This window comes from Polaribacter sp. R77954 (assembly GCF_044595335.1).
Lineage (GTDB): Bacteria > Bacteroidota > Bacteroidia > Flavobacteriales > Flavobacteriaceae > Polaribacter.
On the sequence record NZ_CP138992.1, the window covers coordinates 867136 to 885889 of the forward strand.

Consider the following 18754-nt stretch of genomic DNA (forward strand, 5'->3'; position numbering starts at 1 on the left):
TCTAATCCTGTAATTTTTAACTTACACACTTGATGGGAAAGTGTCTACACTCCCAATTTTTTAGAAAATATTGATCTTGAAGATGGTGGAGATTTGATTGATTTTATAAATTTTACAAGTAGTATTGTCAAAAATTAATACTCAAATCTTCATAAGTGTGTTTTTCTGAAATAGTTGGTACATTCCCAACATAATCTTTACCTCGTAATTTACCAACCGTATAACAACTCATTTTATCTTCTGGAAAAGATTGAATCATTTCTTGAATTTGTTTTTTATCTAAATCATCATTTATTGGGTTTAACCAATTATCGGCTAAAGAATCTGGAAGGATAAATGGCATTCGTGGCTCTTTAAGTTTTGGATTATTATGAATTTTAGACATTAAACCATTTGCTTTTGTAGTTACAACTCCGAAACTAGTGTGAATAATGTTTGTTTCAGGATTTTTCCATTCGCTCCATTAGCCTGCTAGAATAATTGGTTCTTTATATTTTTTAAAGATATAAAATGGGTATGTTTTATTATTATAATGATGATGTTCGTAAAAACCATCAACATAAACTAAACATCGTTTGTTATTTGCTGAATTTCTAAAAGATGCTTTTTCGAAAATTGTTTCTCCTCTTGCATTTAACGTGGTATTCCAAGTTTTTTTCATTTGAATATCATCCTTTACCCAATGTGGAATTAACCCCCAAGTGGCTACTGTTGGGTAATCTGGAGAATCATCTGTGTAAATTAGTAAATCGTAATGCTGAAAACCACTGCTATGATATAAAGGCAAATCTGTGTATGGTATTAGATCTTCTTCAATTTCGTTAATAGCTGTTGAATCATTCTGCTGTATTGCTCTTTTTAATTGAGCCTTTTTTGAAGCTTTGATATCATAACACATTGTTGGATATTAGAAATTATTTAAAAATATAAAAGAATTTTAACCTCTAGGATCACACAAAATCCTCAATTTTTTAGATTTGATAATATTCATACTACAAAAACCAAATCGATTTGTAATTTTACCATAACAAGCATAAATTCCCATTCCAGCAATTGGAAAATCATGAACTACATTGGTAAAATGAACTGCATTAAAATAGTGTCCTTTTTTATCAATAAAGGTGCTTAAACGCATCAATTTGCCTTGTGCTGTTTTATTAAAACGAGTAGTGACTAATTTACCATAAAGCAATACATTTTGATTTACATGATTTTGCATTTCACTTGCTAAAATATGTTTGCAATACTTTTCATCAACTAAATCAAACAAATCGTATAGTGTAAAATCTAATAATTCTAGTTCATCATAGACCTGTTTAATCCAATGCTTTTGAGTTTAGGTAATGTAAATGATGATTGTTTTAATTTAAATAAATGGATTTGATCTTTTAAGTTGCTTGGTTTTTATGCTTTTAATCGAAAAGTAGCTTGCCATAATAAGTTCTTTTTAGGGATTCTTGTAAACAGAAAAGCACCAATTCTAATTAAAATGGTGAGTTGTTCAATGGAAATAAAAACTCGATTGATAAAATCATCCAAAGAAGTAAAATTGCATCTTTATCTTTTACTAAAAAGATACCCAATACCATAATAGCAATATCCGAAAAACTTAACCTGATGCTTTCTATTGACGTAGAGAAATAAGCTAAAATTGGCAAATACAATGGTGCTATAAATATAATTAAGCCAATGATTTGAAAAATAATTATCCAAAATTTCTCTCCTTTGCTTTCTTTTTTTTGGTTTAGGTTTTTCATTGTATTTAATTTTCTTAATGAACTAAAGGACCTGTACCTGTTCCTCTTCCATAATTTAATTGCAAAGATTGCTGTAGTAACTTTCTAGTAGTATTAAATCCAATTCTGTAGCCAATATTTGCTGTAAAATGAGTTCCATCTGGTGTGTGATGTTGAGCATTACCAATATAATAACCTACTTGATTAGTATTATCACAAAAATAAACACCAAACCAATCTGCAATATCTCTTATATTTTGATTTATTACATCTTTCACATGTTTTCTACTTCTCCAAGTTGCTGGGTTTGTTGAAGCTGAATTACCTCCATCATCGGAAGCTGGTAAATGAAGTAAGCTTGACAAACTAATTAAGCAGTTAGGATTATAAGCTAAGATTTCTTTAATCAAAGCCGCAAAAGTTTGTTTGTAAGCAAAAATCTGTTTTTTTTCAGCACTTGTTAAAGCCAAGAATCTTGCGTATTTAATATCTTGTTCTGCTTCACTATCAGTTAATTGTGGATAGTTGTATTCTACTGCTGCAATAGCTTCATCTGTTAATTGAGAATAATTGGTGAAATCTGCTTCTGTGCCTTCTGGTATATCACTTTCAACTACATACAATTGACCTGAACTATTCATGTAAGAGTTACCTTCGCCATCATTTTAGCAACAAAAAAACGCCATTACATCAACACTCCCATACGTATCAATTGCATATTTTATCGCCTTTTTTCGATACCAAGAGCCTAGCCAGTTACCATCACTTGTTTGTGTTCTATGATTTGACGTAGTAATTGGTGTGAAATTAACACCATTATTCAATGCTATTCTACGACCACCATCACCATTTACAATTACATTTATACCTAACTGTTCTTTAAGAGCATATCTTATTCCTGTTGAGAGATTACTATCTCCCCAAGTCATTGCACGTTTATTAACTAAAGCAGACTGATTTTTTTGATAGATATGCTTATATGTTGCGTATTTGTTGTAAGCTTTTAAACTTACAATTAAATCGTAAATAGTAATATCAGAAGTACTGTCAAAATCGAACCATAATTTCTTTCTGCTATCTGTAGCGTGATAACATTCTATTCTGATGTAATTTCCAACTATTTCTAAAACATTAATAGTAAATCCGCTACCTTTGGATGTTGAATTTGTTGTTAATCCATCTAAATTTAGCCAAGCAAAACCACCCGATGAACTTGAAAAACCAAGTCTATCCCCGCTTTCAATTGTTGATTTATGAATAACAAATGACATATAATTTGGGTTAGTCCATTCAAAAGTAAAAGCAGTTTTGTTGGAATCATTTGCTATATTAAATGTAAATCCTTTCCCTAATTTATCATCATCAACTACTGTATGAGATAATACATCAAACATTCTAGTGTTTAATATTACATTAGAAACTAAATTACCCTCTGCATCAACTATTGAAATAGGATTATCTGGATATAAAGCATAATTCGTTAGCTCTACATTTTTATGAATTTCAGTTTCTGTTGTGATTTCTCCTTGCTCTGGAATTAAGGCATTATAATAATCAGCTTTTGCGCCTACAATAACCACTGGGTCAAAAAAAGTTACATTTGCTTGTTGAAAATAAACATCAATTTGTAAGCCTAAAATTTCTCCTGATGGAACTAATTCATCTGTTATTGTAATGCTATCTGTTATTTTATATGTACCCTCTTCTTTTGAAGGTACTTCTATAGTAAGAATATCATGAATATCTGTTTCTGTAACTGCTCTGCATACTATTTTTGGAACAGAATCTTCAAAACCAGTTGGAATTTTATAAACTCCTGATAAAATTAAATTGTCACCAATTTTAACACTAGCTATAAAATTTCTTAGAATGCCAGCAGATGCCCTTGATGTAATTTGACTATTAACAACAGTAAAATCGCCCCCACCTTGATTCTCCCAAGAACTACCTAGAGTCTCTCTAAATTTAGGGTCATTTATAGAATTAATACTTAAATTAGCTAAAGCATCAAAAATCCCACCTCCAGTCACTGCTTTCTCACTCTCTTTAGTTACTATGGTATCTAAGTCAACTCTTGCTGAACCTGCATTTTCGGCATATAAGGCATAAGGTACACTATAAAACTGTGTAATTCCCATAGCTACATACCCACTTCCTGTATCTAATTCAATAGCTAAAAAATAGTTTCCAAGTGACCAATCTATATCTGAAAAAACTCCATTAGATGGAGCCCCTTTACCTATTACTAAAGATATTTGCCCTAAGTCATCTGTTTGTACATCATGTGTTTCAGTATAACTAGGTGCAGCAGTTTGTGAGCCTTGCAAAATGTTGAATTTAAAATTCACATTTTGATTTAATATTAAATCGCCAATAGCATTTCTAACAGTGGCTTGATAGTTGAATCCTTGCGGACCTTGTGCATTAAAATTAAAACTTAAAGTGATAAATAAGAGTATTGATAAATAATTTTTCATAGCTTGATTATTTTATAGGTATTAGTTTTTTTTTGACCTGTCGTTATTTTTAATAAATAAACTCCTTTTGGATAATTAGAGATGTTAATTGGGTCCTTGTTCTGAATCCTAGCCTTAAATAATATTTTTCCTATAGGATCGGATAGATAAACATCAAAGTAAGTTTCTGTAGAGTTAGAAACATAAAATATATCTTTTACAGGATTTGGATAAACTATAAAATTATTTAATGAATATTTATCTATATCTAACGTTTTTAAATCTAATGAAAGATAATAGCCATTACTTAATTGGAAATCTCCATTTTCAGCAGCCATATTTCCAACAGTAACCTCTCCTAAATTAGCACTCAATTTATATGAAGCGTTTGAGATATTGTATCCCAATACAGATATAACTTGTTTAGAAATAGACTGAGAAAAACTTAATAATGAAGTAAAATAAAAAAGTAAACAAAACATCCTCTTCATAGCTGTCTATTTTTTAATAATTTTTGGTGACTTTAATAATTGTTTGTCTTTTGTGACTTTTAAGAAATAAACTCCATTGGAAACATCTTGTATAGCAATACTTGTCTCTCTTTTAGTAATCCCTCCTGTTTTTATTTGTTTTCCCTGAATATCAAAAAGCGTATACTCAAGTTTATTATAAGATGTATCTGATAACTTTACTACAAAATTATCGGAAGTTGGATTTGGGTACGTTAATAGAGTGAAGTTTTTTGGCGAAACATCTGAGTTACTCAATAACTGAAATTCAAAAGCTTGTTGAACTCCTTGAGCTATAGAGCCATTATCATTATGGCTTGAAGTATACACTAACTGGCCAACTGTAAAGGTTAAAGAACCTTTATCACTTATAGTATTACCTCCGGAAGATGCAAATGTTGCTTGAGAGTAAATTAAAGGTGATGTACATAACATCACACCCAATAGGATGTTTTTTTTCATAACTTTTTCTTTTTGATAGCACTTTTTCGAAACAAAAATATAATAAATAACAAACTTTACAAAAAATCAGTTTACTTATTAGTATTACTCTGCAAACTTTTATATTTAAAATTAATAATCTATTTATGGACTCATTACACTTATATCATTTACCTTATTAGTGAAACTATTTTTGATGAATTATCAGCTCTTAAAATCATTAATCATTTTATTAAATTAACCAAATCAAAAGTATTTTTTTTTGATACAAAAAACTTACGGATAACCGTAAGAGCCCTAGATTATTGTTTTTATTGATATCAGTATACGTTTTTGGTAACTTTCTATAAAAAAGAAAAACATAAAAAACACCATGAAGCGATTTGAAAGCGATTTTGAAAAAATCAACTATGACTATACTTTAAATCTCATAATTTTAAATACTCTTGAAAGCGCAAAATATTTTTAGCTTTTAAATATTTATAATACTATATTTGAATGAAAATTTATTATAAATCAGAGTACACACTTCGGTACACGATTTTATTAAGATAAAGCAAAAAAGGGTTAAAAATTAGATTTTTTATCAAATTCATAACCCTGAGGTTGGCAGTTCAAATCTGCTCCTCGCTACTTAAAAACCAAGCAGTTACATAATTTTTGTAACTGCTTTTTTATTATTAGACAACTATCCGACAACATTTTCAGTACTTATATAACTCAATAAGCCTCATATTTTTGAATTAAAACCATTTTGAGCTATAAAAACTTGATTTATAGCTCAGAATATGATTAAATTTGAGCGATAAAAGATAAATATATCGCTCATGGCACATAAAATCTGGAATTGGTTACTAAAAAATTGGCCTCATTTTTCTTATGACAAGAATGTTTTAGAAAAATTAGAGCTTCAATTTTCTCAAAATACTGGAACTGTGTTTGGAGCTATCAAACATATTGAAGGGGTTTCTAAAGATGACTTACTAGTAGAAATTTTAAGTACAGAAGCAATAAAAACTTCTGAGATTGAAGGAGAAATATTAAATAGAGATAGTGTACAATCTTCAATCAAAAAGAACCTTGGATTAAGTGTTGAGAATAGAAAAATTCCGCCTGCGGAATTTGGTATCTCAGAAATGATGGTGGATTTATATCTAAATTTTGATACACCTTTATCACATAACCAACTTTTTGAATGGCATAAAATGCTCACCAATGGCAGAAGAGATTTAACAGATATTGGAAGATACAGAACACATGAATCTCCTATGCAAGTAGTTTCTGGAAGATTAGATAAACCAACGGTTCATTTTAAAGCCCCACCATCTAACACAATGAAAACAGAAATGGAGCAATTTATTACCTGGTTTAATGAGATACATCAGCCTAATAATAATTCTATGCTACCACTTGTAAAAGCAGGACTAACGCATTTATATTTTGTTTGTATTCATCCATTTGAAGATGGAAATGGAAGAATTGCTAGAGCGTTAGCAGAAAAATCTATTGCTCTCAGTGCAGGACAACCTACTTTAATTTCTTTATCTCATACTATTGAAGCTAACAGAAAACAATATTACCAAGCTTTGGAAGACAATAATACTACACTTGAAGTTACGGATTGGCTCAATTATTTTGGAAATACAATTCTAGAAGCTCAACAAGACACTTTAAAACGTATTGATTTTATTGTTGAAAAAACAAAATTTTTTGAGCGTTATAAAACTCAATTAAATGAAAGACAAAATAGAGTTGTTCTTCGTCTTTTTGAAGCAGGACATACAGGATTTACAGGGGGATTAAGTGCCAAAAATTATATTAAAATTGCCAAAACTTCTGAATCTACTGCCACAAGGGATTTAAAAGACTTAACTGACAAAAAAGTACTTATCAAAACTGGTGAATTAAAAGGTACACGTTATCAATTGAATATTAAAACTAATTAATCTTTGATAATAGTACCTTAAAAAATGATGGTTTAACATTTTTTTATCTTATATAACATAATCGTATAGAATTACAAATATTTTTTTAGTAAAAGGTTAAAAAACTGTTGATTCATTTTAAATTGATTGAAATTATAACAAAGTTTTATTTGTTTTTAATTTAGTTGATAAACAAACACATATTTTTATGTAATGCTCTAAATAAAATAAAAAAAACTCTGTAATTTAACTATAAATTTTTCTATTGATACACCAAAAATAATAATGTATCAACTTTTTTATTCAGTCACCACATGCTATGAAAAACTGTAAAACAGGTTGTTACAAAAAACAAATTAAGAACCAACTCTCTTTTTTAGCAGCGATATTAAATAAAATTCCTAATCAATTTAAAATAGGATTTATTAATTGTAAAAATATTAGAAACACTCGTTGTGCATTATAATTTAAGTTAAAAAAGTTGTTCATCTTACTGATAATCAGTAAATTGTTTTAACCACAAAACATTTACGATGAACAACTTAGGTGCAAATTACAAAAGAATACTTGAAGTTTTAAGAAAAATATCAAAATAACAATTATTGAGCTATCAGAGACGTAAGCCAAAAATGAGTGATTTAGAACTTATAAGTCTAACATTAACTGCTGAATTTATGGGAATTGATAGTGAAAATGATTTATTTAGAAAGCTTCCTAAGTCAATATCTATTAAAATAGAGCGAAGTGTTTACAATAGGAGAAAAAGAAATTTATCAAATCATATGGAAGTTATTCGTTTAAAATTGGTCTTGTATTTTAACGAGTTTGAAAACTATTTTATTGTGGATAGTATGCCCTTAAAAATTTATAAATTATCAAGAAGTACTCGTTCTAAAATATGTAAAGAATCAAATCATAGCTTTCCAGATAAAGGGTATTGTGCTTCACAAAATTCAAGATATTATGGATACAAATTACATGCTGTTTGTTCTGTAAATGGGGTATTTCAAAGTTTTGACTTAAGTCCAGCCTCAGTGCACAATATTCATTATTGAGTTATACGTTTATTTGCTGTTTTATTTGAGACTGGTAAATAGGTTTACTTTCTACCATTCTTAGTATTGTTTTATGAAAAATACTAGCTTTATTTTGGGAGCGATTGATTCTAAAACAAAATTCATCAAAGTAAGCTTGAATATGTGCTTTACTCACATGAGTAGGTATGGCTCTTATCCATGATTTCACTTGCATAATTATAGTATGTAATTGTTTAAAATTACCACCATTGTTGCTATAAATCTGCTCAATATTAAAATTTTCTTTTAAAGGTTCATAGCCTCTCCATTTGTCTGTAATTATTTTTGATGATTTACAAATATGTTCTTCAAATATTGGGGTTAGTGATTTTGCAGAATAATCATCAATCGACCTAATATAGACTCTTTTTACTTTGTTATTATCTGTCAATTCTATTGCTATAACAGCCTTTTTCTTTTTACTATCATAACTTCTACCTTGTTTACCTTCTTCTTTTCCTCCAACTGTAAATTCATCAACATGAATTAATTTTTCCAAAGGATATTTTTGGCTGCTCTTCATCGCTTTACGAACTTTTTGCATAAAATACCAAGCTGTTCCTTGACGAAGACTAAAGCGTTTACCCATTTGAATACTTGATATGCTTTTACTGCTTGTACTCATCTCAAATGCAATACAAAATGCTTTCTGTAGGCCAAATTTAACTTTATGAAAAATAGTATTTGCTGTAGCACTTTCCACATGATGACAGTTGTAACAGTGATAAGTATAACCTGATTTTGCACAGCCTTTGGTATGACCACATTTACTACATGTAAAACCATCATGCCATTTTATTTTCGCTAAATAGGATTTACAGGCTTCATCATTTGGTAATTCTTTTATAAAGTTTAGTAAGTCTTGTCCCTTAAATTCTTCCATTTTACTGTATTTAATAATATAAATATACGGAAATTATATGACTAACTCAAATTCATTATTTGAAAGATATTCAAACGCAAATTAAAGACTGTACATTGCTAGCAGATAAAGGGTATTTGTCGTCGGAAATTCAACTAAATTTATTTGAAACCTGTAAAATAACCCTGAATACTCCCATGAGGAAAAATCAAAAAAACTATAGAAAACAACCTTATATTTTTAGGAAAAAAAAAGAAAGAGAATAGAAACTTTATTCTCTCAACTTTGTGACCAATTTATGATTAGAAGAAATTATGCAAAATCTTTTGATGGGTTTAAAACTAGAATACTATCTAAGATAACTGCTTTAACTGTAATACAGTTTATCAATAAATTCATCTTTGATAGAAACATTAATAATATTAAAATTAGCATTATTTAAAATACACAACGAGTTAAAGGTAGTAAATTTGTATTAAATTTTTTATCACATTATTATAAGGATATTAAAATGAGTGAGTATTTATGTTGAATGAAAAATCTTACTTAAATTTATTGTTTTTTAAAGAATAAACTTCACTAAAAAACTTAATACTAAACCTCTAAATAGTCTAATTCAAAGCATTAAATATTAATAAAGAAAAATAGAGGCCAATATTTAAATTCATATCTTTAAAGTCAATAAATACAGTATTATGAATATATTTAAAGGTCAAAACCTTTTAGATTTTGCTGATCGGTTTAATTTTGATTGGAATTTGGAAGAACAAAGAAAAAGAGCCAAAAACTTTACATTTGCAACACAAAAAAAATAAAAAAGAGTGAAATTTCAAATAACAACAATCTTATGAATGGACCAGACAAAAACCAAAAATTTCCACTCGCCAATTATAATCGGCTTTGTTTCTTAAAAAATGTTGTCAAAAACCCAAATATTATTGTTGGAGATTATACCTATTATGATGATTTTGAAAATGTAGCAAATTTTGAAAAAAATGTAAAATATCATTTTGATTTTATTGATGATAAACTCATTATTGGCAAATTTTGTATGATTGCTTCTGATGTGAAATTTATAATGAATGGAGCAAACCATTTAACAAATGCTTTAACAACATATCCTTTTGCTATTTTTGGAAATGGATGGGAAAATGCGATGGATGGAAAAAACTACCCCAATAAAGGAAATATAATTATTGGAAACGATGTTTGGATAGGCTACAATGCTACTATTATGGCTGGAGTTAACATTGGTGATGGAGCCATTATTGCTACAAACTCAACCATAATTAAAGATGTTAAACCTTATTCTATTGTAGGTGGTAACCCCGGAAAAGAAATAAAAATGCGTTTTTCAAAAGATACAATTTCAAAACTATTAAATCTAAAATGGTGGAATTGGGATATTGAAAAAATTACTAAGCACATTCAGAATTTAACCAATTATAATATTGATCAATTAATAGAACTAAATAACGTACGCTAAAGAATATCTGTAAATTATTAGTCTTTTTAGCTAACTTCTATGCATTCTTTAAATTTTCAATTCATCAAAAAAACAGATGTTAAACTATCTTATATTTCATTTTTAAAACAACAAAAAACAAACTACTTCCTGATCTTAGATTTTAGACTTAAAATCGGTTTATTTTAATTTAAATAAAAACTGTTAAAATTGAACAAATTTAGATAGATGAATTTGGTTTTTTATAATATTTTCTTTAATTTTAGGCTTTAATCTTCAAATTCCCCCATCATGAAAACAAATATCACAAAACAATTTGTCATTTTAATTGTATGCGCTACTGGTTTATTTTTTACCGGTAAAAATTTAATTGAAATCTCTAACATTAGAACTTTAACAGATGCCTTAAATGTAATGATCTTTTTTGCATGCTTTTTTCCATTTTTAATTACGGCATTGGTATTGATTAGAAAAAGCCTAAGATTTTTGATAAAATTTTCGATGCATTAATTTTTTTGATGAATCATAAATGCTGCATCGTTAACTATCATTTTAAGTAAAAAGGTATCTTTTTATTCTATTTTATATAAACATTGAACTATACTTTTTAGTATTTAATCGTCCTTATTTTTCTTATAGATTTACTTAGCGAAACTATTTATGTATTGGTCTAAACTTTATGCGTTGTAATCGTGCTTTTTGTACAAAACTGTAAATATTATTTAATTTTACAACAACACTCTAACACATAAAACACTGTATATGAAATTAATAAAAAAAATAGTTATACTTAGTATACTCTTATTAGCTGTATTTTCATTTGTGAATTTTAAAAAAAACAAAAACTTAACGGCTAAACTAAATTTAGAAAAAGTAGATATTATTGCACTACTAAATAAACAAGAAATGGGTTGTAGACCCTCTGATAAAGTAATGTTTTATGTAGATACAGAAATTATAAAAAAATATCGAGGTTTTTCTGAAATTAGAGCCAATATATATATTGTTGATAGAGTTTCTGGTACGTCTAGTCAATTAAGTTCTGGGCACATTTTACTACCCAATTATAATGATACTGTTATCGCAAATCACACAAAAATTACCAATAATTTATGGACAGAGATTCAAAATGGAGATAAGCTAATTACAGATAACAACCAGGGTTCTTATGGTTTTAAAGAGTTAATACAGTATAAATTTATATACAATAGCTATTTAAAATCTACTAATAAATTATTAAATATTAAAAGGGTTTAAAAATAGTCAGTAGTTTGTTTCAGTTTAAAAGCTCCAAGGTTATACTTTGGGGCTTTTTTTATTTAATTTCGGTTTTTTAAGCGTTGCTAATTTCTTCTTAAGAGTTTTCTAGCTAAAAAATGTTTAATAGTAGACGTCATTTTCAATTAATACAAGTTGTATATTAAAACAATCATTATTTATTGGTTATTGTTTTTGTTTTTGTTTTTAGTAAGATGCTGAAATTACAATCCAAATATTAGGTTTTTCAACTAACTATTTGCTTCACAAAATCCTTCCAAACAAAACAAACTTTTTTTTCAATAATTTTTGAAAGGATCTGTGCTAAAAAAACTTATATAAGACTCAATTTAATTATGCATTTTATAATTGCAACTTTATAAAATTTAGGGTTGTGTCAAGTTATAGAAATACCAGTAGCTTATTTTTTTGAATAATTGCTATAGTTTATAAAAATATTGTTGATTATCAAAAATAACACATCTCATCATTTTAAATGATTTTACGAATTAAATAAAAAATAGCTTTAAAAATAAGGAATTCACACTTTAATGGGTAACATTTTAAGCATAAAATAACTGAAATGTTAAATAATAAAATAGCACTTATTGCAACTAAATAGTTATTGTTTTTTTTATACATTTAAACCATTATTCAACCCAATAAATGATAAAAATAATTGCACTGATACTGTTTTTTACACTATCTACTTTTTCACAAACCGATTCTAGTGAACAAACTCTATACACACTTTTTGATAAAACTGTAGGCGCTTCGAATACAGATATCAGTTATGGTGCTATTCATACAGAAAAGTATAAATCACTTGATAACGATCATCAATATTTTAAATCCAAACAATTTTATTTGGGTAAAATCAATTATCAGCAACAAACTTTTTTTAATGTTTCTGTAAAATATAACGTGGCCCAAGATGCTTTATTAGTAAGAATAGACAATCAAACTATTGTTTTAGAAAGTAATTTAGTTAGCAATTTTACCTTACATAATTGCCATTTTATAAATCATAGTATTTTAGGGTATGTAGCAGTAATCTCTGATGTTAAGCCTTTACAATTTTATAAAAAACACAATAAAAATAAAGTTAAAAAGTTAAACGAATCTTATATATATTATAAGTTTAGTGATGATAATAAGTATTATTTAGATTATCAATCTAAACTTTTTAGTGTAAGTTCTAAAAAAGATATCATTAAAATTTTTCCTACCTATAAAAGTGATGTAAAAAAGTTTTATAAAACTAATAAATCTTTACTCAAAAAAGATTTAGATCAATTTTACAAAAAGCTAATCATTTTGTTGGATAAAGAAATTAAAACTCCTAAATAAGTTATAAAAATGATGAAGAAAATTATTATTTTTTTGCTTTTAGCGACACCATCAATTTTTTTTGCTCAAGATAATAAAGTTAGTATTGAATTCAAAAATTTAACCCCTAAAGAAATTTTAATCACTTTAGAAAAGCAGACCAACTTTACGTTCTATTTTATAGAAGATTGGCTTGATCCTAAAAAAATCTCAGTAAATTTTAAAGATGCTTCCATACAAGATATCTTAAACACACTTTTTAGAGGTACTCAAATAAATTTTAAGGTCATAGACAATAAAAAAATTATCTTAACCAAAGGGAAACTGATTCATAAAAGTATCTATGAAACTAAAGCAACTAAAAACGAACAAAACAGTTATACTCCTGTTTATATTGATAATAATTCCAATAACGCAAAACCTACTATTATAGGAAAAGAATCTGCATCTTCTAGAGATAAAAAACATACCCTTTCTGGAACAATTATAAATAAAGAAACAGGTAAACCTATAGAAGGGCTAGTGGTTTTAGAACCTAAAGATAATATTACTTCCACTACTGATTATAATGGATATTTTAAAATGAGTTTAGCTTACGGCTCTCATGTTATTAAAACCCTTTTAATGGGTTTTGAAACAGTTGAAAAAGACATAATAATTTATGGAAATGGTACTTTAAATTTAAAAGTGAGTGAAGAAGCTGAGATGCTTGATGAACTTATTATTAAAACCAAAAAAGAAAACAACGTTAAAGAGGTTGTTGCAGGAATTACTCAAATAAATATTGCTGAAATTAAAAATATTCCACAAGTTTTAGGAGAACGAGATATTTTAAAAGTGGCAACAACATTACCAGGTATTAAATCTGCTGGAGAAGGTGCAGAAGGTGTTAATGTTAGAGGTGGAAAAGTAGATCAAAATTTATTTTTACTTGATGAAAGTGTAATGTACAATCCTGCACACTTTTTAGGCCTGTTTTCGGCCATTAACCCATTTACTACTAGCGATTTAAAAGTGTATAAAGGAAATATACCTGCAGAATATGGTGGTAGAATTTCATCTGTTTTTGACATAAAAACAAAAGATGCAACTGTAGATAAATTTAAAGGAGAAGCTTCTATTGGTGTTGTTACCAGTAACATAAGCCTAGAAATACCTGTAATTAAAGAAAAATCTGGCTTATTAGTGGGGTTTAGAAGTACTTACTCTAATTGGATTTTAAAATCACTCAATGACAAATCCTTAAACAACAGTAGCGCTTCTTTTTACGATGTTATTGCAAAATACAATCATAAATTTGATGAAAAAAATGCTATAAGAATTACAGGATATCACAGTAATGATAATTTTAGAATAGCATCAGATACCACAAATACTTATGGCAATACCTTAGCTGCTATTAATTGGAATCATAAATTTAACGATAAAAATCACGGTAACTTAATATTATCTACCAGTAATTATGCGTTTAATATTAAATATGATAGTGAAGGAAATAATAATTTTGATTTAAAATACAATATTGATGAAGTTAGTGCTAAACTAAAAATGAAATATGCACATTCTAAACAACATACTTTTGATTATGGTATTTCTTCTAAACTATACAACATTGCTCCAGGAAGCATTACTCCTTTAGATGATAATTCAATAGTAAATCCACTTTCTGTAGATGATGAAAGAGGTTTAGAAAGTGCCGTTTTTATATCTGATATATATGATGTAAATAAAAAACTTTCTTTTAACTTAGGTTTTAGATACTCTGTTTATTTAGGCTTAGGTGCATCAACACAGCGTTATTACCAAGAAAACGCTTCAATTACAGATGCTAATTTAGAACGTACAGAAGCATTTAACAATAATGAAGTTTTTAAAACCTATAATGGTTTAGAATACCGTTTTTCTACTAGATATTTTTTAAATCCTGAGTTGTCTTTAAAAGCTAGCTTTAATAAAGCTTTTCAATTTATTCATAGATTAAGCAATAATACCACAGCATCACCTACAGATGCTTGGAAATTGTCTGACAACAACATTAAACCCCAAGAAGCCATACAAGCATCTTTAGGAATATTTAAAAACTTTAATGTTAATGAATATGAACTGAGTGTAGAAGGCTATTATAAAGACTATAAAAACGTACTAGATTATAAAACAGGTGCTAATTTTTTATTAAATGAACGTATTGAAACTCAAGTATTACAAGGTCCTGGAAAATCTTACGGAATTGAGTTTTTAGCCAAAAAAAATACAGGGAAACTAAATGGATGGTTTGGGTATAGTTATGCGAGATCTTTTATAAAACTTGATAGTCCTTTTAATGAAGATAAAGTTAATAATGGTGAGTTTTTTCCTACCAATTTTGATAAACCACACAACATCGATGTTATTTTAAACTATAAACTTACAAAAAGATTCAGTTTGTCTAGTAATTTTACTTACCAAACTGGTAGACCCATTACATATCCTACAGGAAAATATATTTTTGAGGGCAATGAATTTGTATTGTATAGTGATAGAAATAAATTTAGAATTCCAGATTATTACAGGTTAGATATTGGACTAAATATAGAAGGAAACCATAAAGTTAAAAAACTAGCACATAGTTTTTGGAACATTTCAGTATATAATGTTTTAGGACGAAACAATCCTTTTGCTGTATTTTTTGTTTCAGAAGATGGTGGTGTTAATGCATATCAGAGTTCAATATTCTCTACTCCTATTCCTACTATTACTTATAATTTTAAATTTTAAAAAGATGACATTTATAAAATCATATTTTACTAAAGCACTATTCTTTTTAATCATTTTTAGTTGTGTAGAGCCCATAGAAATTGAAAATCTGTCTTTTGATAATTTATTGGTAGTAGAAGCCAGTATTACCAATCAATTAAAAAAACATCATGTTCAATTATCTCGAACATTTCAATTAAATGATGATAGCATAAAAAATGAAACAGGTGCAACTGTAACTATTTCAAATAGCAATGGTACTATTTACACTTTTACTGAGGTTTCTAATGGGCAATACGAATCTTCTATTGCTTTTCAAGCTACAAACAACAATACATATACCTTAAACATTACAACAAAAGATGGCAACACTTACAGCTCAACACCAGAAACGTTAACAGCTACCTCTCAAATAAATTGCCTAAGCACTAATATTGAAGCTTCTACAGACGGATTAGATGGTGTAGCAATATATGTAGAAAGCAGTAGCACAAACGAATCTGCCAAATATTACAGATACACGTTTGAAGAAACTTATAAAATTACACCTCCTTTTTGGTCAGATAAAGAATTAATGGTTATTTCTAACAGTTTTCCTTATCGTGTTGCTGTAGTAGAAAAAACCATAGAAAATAAAAATTGTTACAAAACACTAAATTCTACAGATATTTTAGTGGCAGAAACTGCATCTTTAGAAGAAAACAGCGTGATTTTTCCTGTAAATTTTATGTTAGATACCAATTTTAAAATTGCAGAACGTTACAGTATTTTGGTAAAACAATTTGTTATTACACCATCTGCATATAATTATTTTAACACTCTAAAAAGATTATCTAGTTCAGATAATGTTTTTGCGCAATCTCAACCTGGTTTTATTTCAGGTAATATTAGCTCAAACAATAATGAAAACGAAAAAACCATTGGTTTCTTTCAAGTATCTACAGTTTCAGAAAAAAGGCTATTCTTTAATTTTGCAGATGTTTTTCCTGATAAAACTTTCGAATATCCTTACGATTGTGATTTTGCAGCTCCTATTTTGTATGATTCTTTTTCACAATCTTCACCTCTTGTAGATTTAATAAACAGAGGTAGTTATACCTATTACAGCGAAAACAATTTAGGTCAGTCTGCTCTTGAAGGTCCTTATTTAATGGTGCCTAGCGTTTGTGGAGATTGTACAGTATTAGGTAGTAATGTAAAACCAGAATTTTGGATTGATTAGAAAACTATGACTAAAAAATTATTTATTTTAAGCCTGTTTTGCCTATTATCAAAAATAGGATTTTCACAAAAAGTGAACGTAAAAGACGTTTCAACTTTTCCTAAAGAAAAAATATTTGCAGCAGTAAACAAAAATATCTTTGTAAGTGGAGAGCAAATTCTGTACAAAATATTTTGTTTTAAAAATCAAAAATATAATTTAAGCACTTTAAGTAAAGTGGGGTATATTGAATTGATTAACAATAACAATCAAAGTGTTTTAATTCAAAAAATAAACCTTAATAAGGGTGAAGGTAGTGGCAATTTTTTTATAAATACTTCACTTAAAACAGGTGGTTATAAGCTGATTGCTTATACACAATGGATGAAAAATGAAAATGATGTATTTGAAGAAGATGTATTTATTATAAATCCTTTTGCAAATAAATTACAACAAGAAGACTCTTTACATAAAAACATAATTATTGCTTCTGATAACAAAAAGGCATCCATTCTTAAAATTAAAACAAATAAAAACGATTACGCAACAAGAGAAAAAGTTACAGTACAATACAATCAAAACCTTATTAAAACGGTTTCAGTATCTGTACAAAAAGCAAATAACTTTAACTTTATTCCCAAAAAACGTATTACCTCAATTTTTAACAATTATCAAAACAAAACCTCATTTAAACCTAATAATCATTTACCAGAATTAAGGGGCGAATTGTTTACAGGTACTATTAGCACTTCAAAAAATAAAAATTTAGAAAATATTGCAATCGGAGTTTCTTTTATAGGACAAAACAAAATATCTAAAATTATAAAAACCAATAAAAAAGGTAAATTCTTTTTTACAATAAACCAATCTTATAGTGCAGATCAGGTAATTTTAGAGGTTTTAAATGAAAAAGGATATAAAATTACCTTAGATAATCAAACAAAATCTCAAAAAAGTTTTTCTAATTTTAAAGAACTGTATTTAACTGAACCTTTAAGAAATTACATAAAAACACAGAATAAAAATATTCAAATCGAAAATGCTTTTGCTGAAGCCAAAAAAACCGAAATGGCCTCCGCAAAAATAAACACCTTTGTTTTTGAAAATAATACCACAAAAGAACATTATTTATTAGACGATTATACCCGTTTTAAAACAATAAAAGAAGTTGCTGTAGAAATTTTACAGAACGTTTGGATTTCTGAAAAAGAAGACACTTATGCTTTTCATGTTAGAGACGCCAATTTAATTACGAATACCAATTTAAAAACGCTTTTAATTGTTGATGGCTACATCTTAAACAACCACACTAAATTTATGGATTTTGACGCACTTGAAATTGCTTCTATAGATGTGGTTAGAGAAAAATACAAGTATGGTGCAATCACTTACCAAGGAATTCTGAATATTGTCACTAAAGAAAAAAATTATAGTCCTTATACAAGTTCAAGTTTTAAACTCTTAAAACCTTTACCATCAAAAAAATGGTTTAAACCCGATTATGAAAAAAACAGCAACCATAGAATTCCGGATTTAAGAACACAATTGTACTGGGATACACATAAAAAAAATGAATCCAACTTGTTTTCATTTTACACCTCAGATATTCCTGGTAAATATACCATTACATTTCAAGGTATTTTAAATGATGGAACTCCTGTTTTTGAAGAAACCTCTTTTACAGTTCAATAATTCACTACAGACTCAGCTTACGTGTAATAATCTTTACAGGTTCTCTATTCGTTTTTATTTGCTGAAATAAAT

Annotated in this window: 14 protein-coding genes and 3 pseudogenes; 9 read left to right on the plus strand and 8 right to left on the minus strand. The window is 27.8% G+C overall.

All coding sequences use genetic code 11. From position 1 onward, the window contains the following. Positions 1-127: 127 nt before the first annotated feature. From SJY27_RS03800 to SJY27_RS03830, 7 genes and pseudogenes are all read right to left on the minus strand, one after another. A pseudogene (locus SJY27_RS03800) lies at positions 128-898 on the minus strand (SOS response-associated peptidase). A gap of 39 nt (positions 899-937) precedes the next feature. Further along, the gene (locus tag SJY27_RS03805; RefSeq protein ID WP_397446932.1) at positions 938-1270 is read right to left on the minus strand and encodes a hypothetical protein; all 333 of its coding nucleotides are present in this window, start codon (positions 1268-1270) and stop codon (positions 938-940) included. A 214-nt stretch (positions 1271-1484) separates the two neighbouring features. After that, on the minus strand, positions 1485-1757 hold the full coding sequence (locus tag SJY27_RS03810; protein WP_397446933.1) for a hypothetical protein: 273 nt from the start codon (positions 1755-1757) through the stop codon (positions 1485-1487). Positions 1758-1771: 14 nt separating this feature from the next. After that, the gene (locus SJY27_RS03815) at positions 1772-2377 is read right to left on the minus strand and encodes a hypothetical protein (RefSeq protein ID WP_397446934.1); all 606 of its coding nucleotides are present in this window, start codon (positions 2375-2377) and stop codon (positions 1772-1774) included. A gap of 24 nt (positions 2378-2401) precedes the next feature. Next, positions 2402-4213 carry a hypothetical protein gene (locus SJY27_RS03820; RefSeq protein ID WP_397446935.1) on the minus strand — a complete coding sequence of 604 codons (1812 nt, stop codon included), beginning with the start codon at positions 4211-4213 and terminating at the stop codon, positions 2402-2404. Then, entirely contained in the window at positions 4210-4599 is a 390-nt protein-coding gene (locus SJY27_RS03825) for a T9SS type A sorting domain-containing protein (RefSeq protein WP_397446936.1), read from the minus strand. The genes SJY27_RS03820 and SJY27_RS03825 overlap by 4 nt, the downstream gene beginning before the upstream one ends. Positions 4600-4689: 90 nt before the next feature. After that, complete coding sequence (locus tag SJY27_RS03830; RefSeq protein ID WP_397446937.1) at positions 4690-5163, minus strand: T9SS type A sorting domain-containing protein; 474 nt, start codon at positions 5161-5163, stop codon at positions 4690-4692. An 806-nt stretch (positions 5164-5969) separates the two neighbouring features. On the opposite strand from SJY27_RS03830, the gene SJY27_RS03835 reads away from it, so the two are divergent. Further along, positions 5970-7088 carry a Fic family protein gene (locus SJY27_RS03835; RefSeq protein WP_397446938.1) on the plus strand — a complete coding sequence of 373 codons (1119 nt, stop codon included), beginning with the start codon at positions 5970-5972 and terminating at the stop codon, positions 7086-7088. A 512-nt stretch (positions 7089-7600) separates the two neighbouring features. Beyond that, a pseudogene (locus SJY27_RS03840) lies at positions 7601-8119 on the plus strand (transposase); the annotation flags it as partial. Positions 8120-8123: 4 nt separating this feature from the next. Here SJY27_RS03840 and SJY27_RS03845 read toward each other — a convergent pair. Continuing rightward, positions 8124-9026, minus strand: coding sequence for an IS1595 family transposase (locus SJY27_RS03845; protein ID WP_397445030.1), 903 nt, complete (start codon positions 9024-9026; stop codon positions 8124-8126). A gap of 50 nt (positions 9027-9076) precedes the next feature. On the opposite strand from SJY27_RS03845, the pseudogene SJY27_RS03850 reads away from it, so the two are divergent. From SJY27_RS03850 to SJY27_RS03880, 7 genes and pseudogenes are all read left to right on the plus strand, one after another. Then, positions 9077-9447, plus strand: a pseudogene (locus SJY27_RS03850) (transposase); the annotation flags it as partial. Positions 9448-9852: 405 nt separating this feature from the next. Further along, the gene (locus SJY27_RS03855) at positions 9853-10491 is read left to right on the plus strand and encodes a CatB-related O-acetyltransferase (RefSeq protein WP_397446939.1); all 639 of its coding nucleotides are present in this window, start codon (positions 9853-9855) and stop codon (positions 10489-10491) included. Between the two features lie 741 nt (positions 10492-11232). Beyond that, a complete protein-coding gene (locus SJY27_RS03860; protein WP_397446940.1) occupies positions 11233-11727 on the plus strand; it encodes a hypothetical protein in 495 nt (164 codons plus the stop codon). Positions 11728-12393: 666 nt separating this feature from the next. After that, complete coding sequence (locus SJY27_RS03865; RefSeq protein ID WP_397446941.1) at positions 12394-13077, plus strand: hypothetical protein; 684 nt, start codon at positions 12394-12396, stop codon at positions 13075-13077. Between the two features lie 9 nt (positions 13078-13086). Continuing rightward, positions 13087-15810 (plus strand): carboxypeptidase-like regulatory domain-containing protein, encoded by a 2724-nt coding sequence (locus tag SJY27_RS03870; protein ID WP_397446942.1) that lies wholly within the window; start codon positions 13087-13089, stop codon positions 15808-15810. 4 nt (positions 15811-15814) lie between these two features. Then, positions 15815-17011, plus strand: coding sequence for a DUF4249 domain-containing protein (locus SJY27_RS03875; RefSeq protein ID WP_397446943.1), 1197 nt, complete (start codon positions 15815-15817; stop codon positions 17009-17011). 6 nt (positions 17012-17017) lie between these two features. After that, positions 17018-18682, plus strand: coding sequence for a hypothetical protein (locus SJY27_RS03880; RefSeq protein ID WP_397446944.1), 1665 nt, complete (start codon positions 17018-17020; stop codon positions 18680-18682). The last annotated feature ends 72 nt before the right edge of the window (positions 18683-18754 follow it).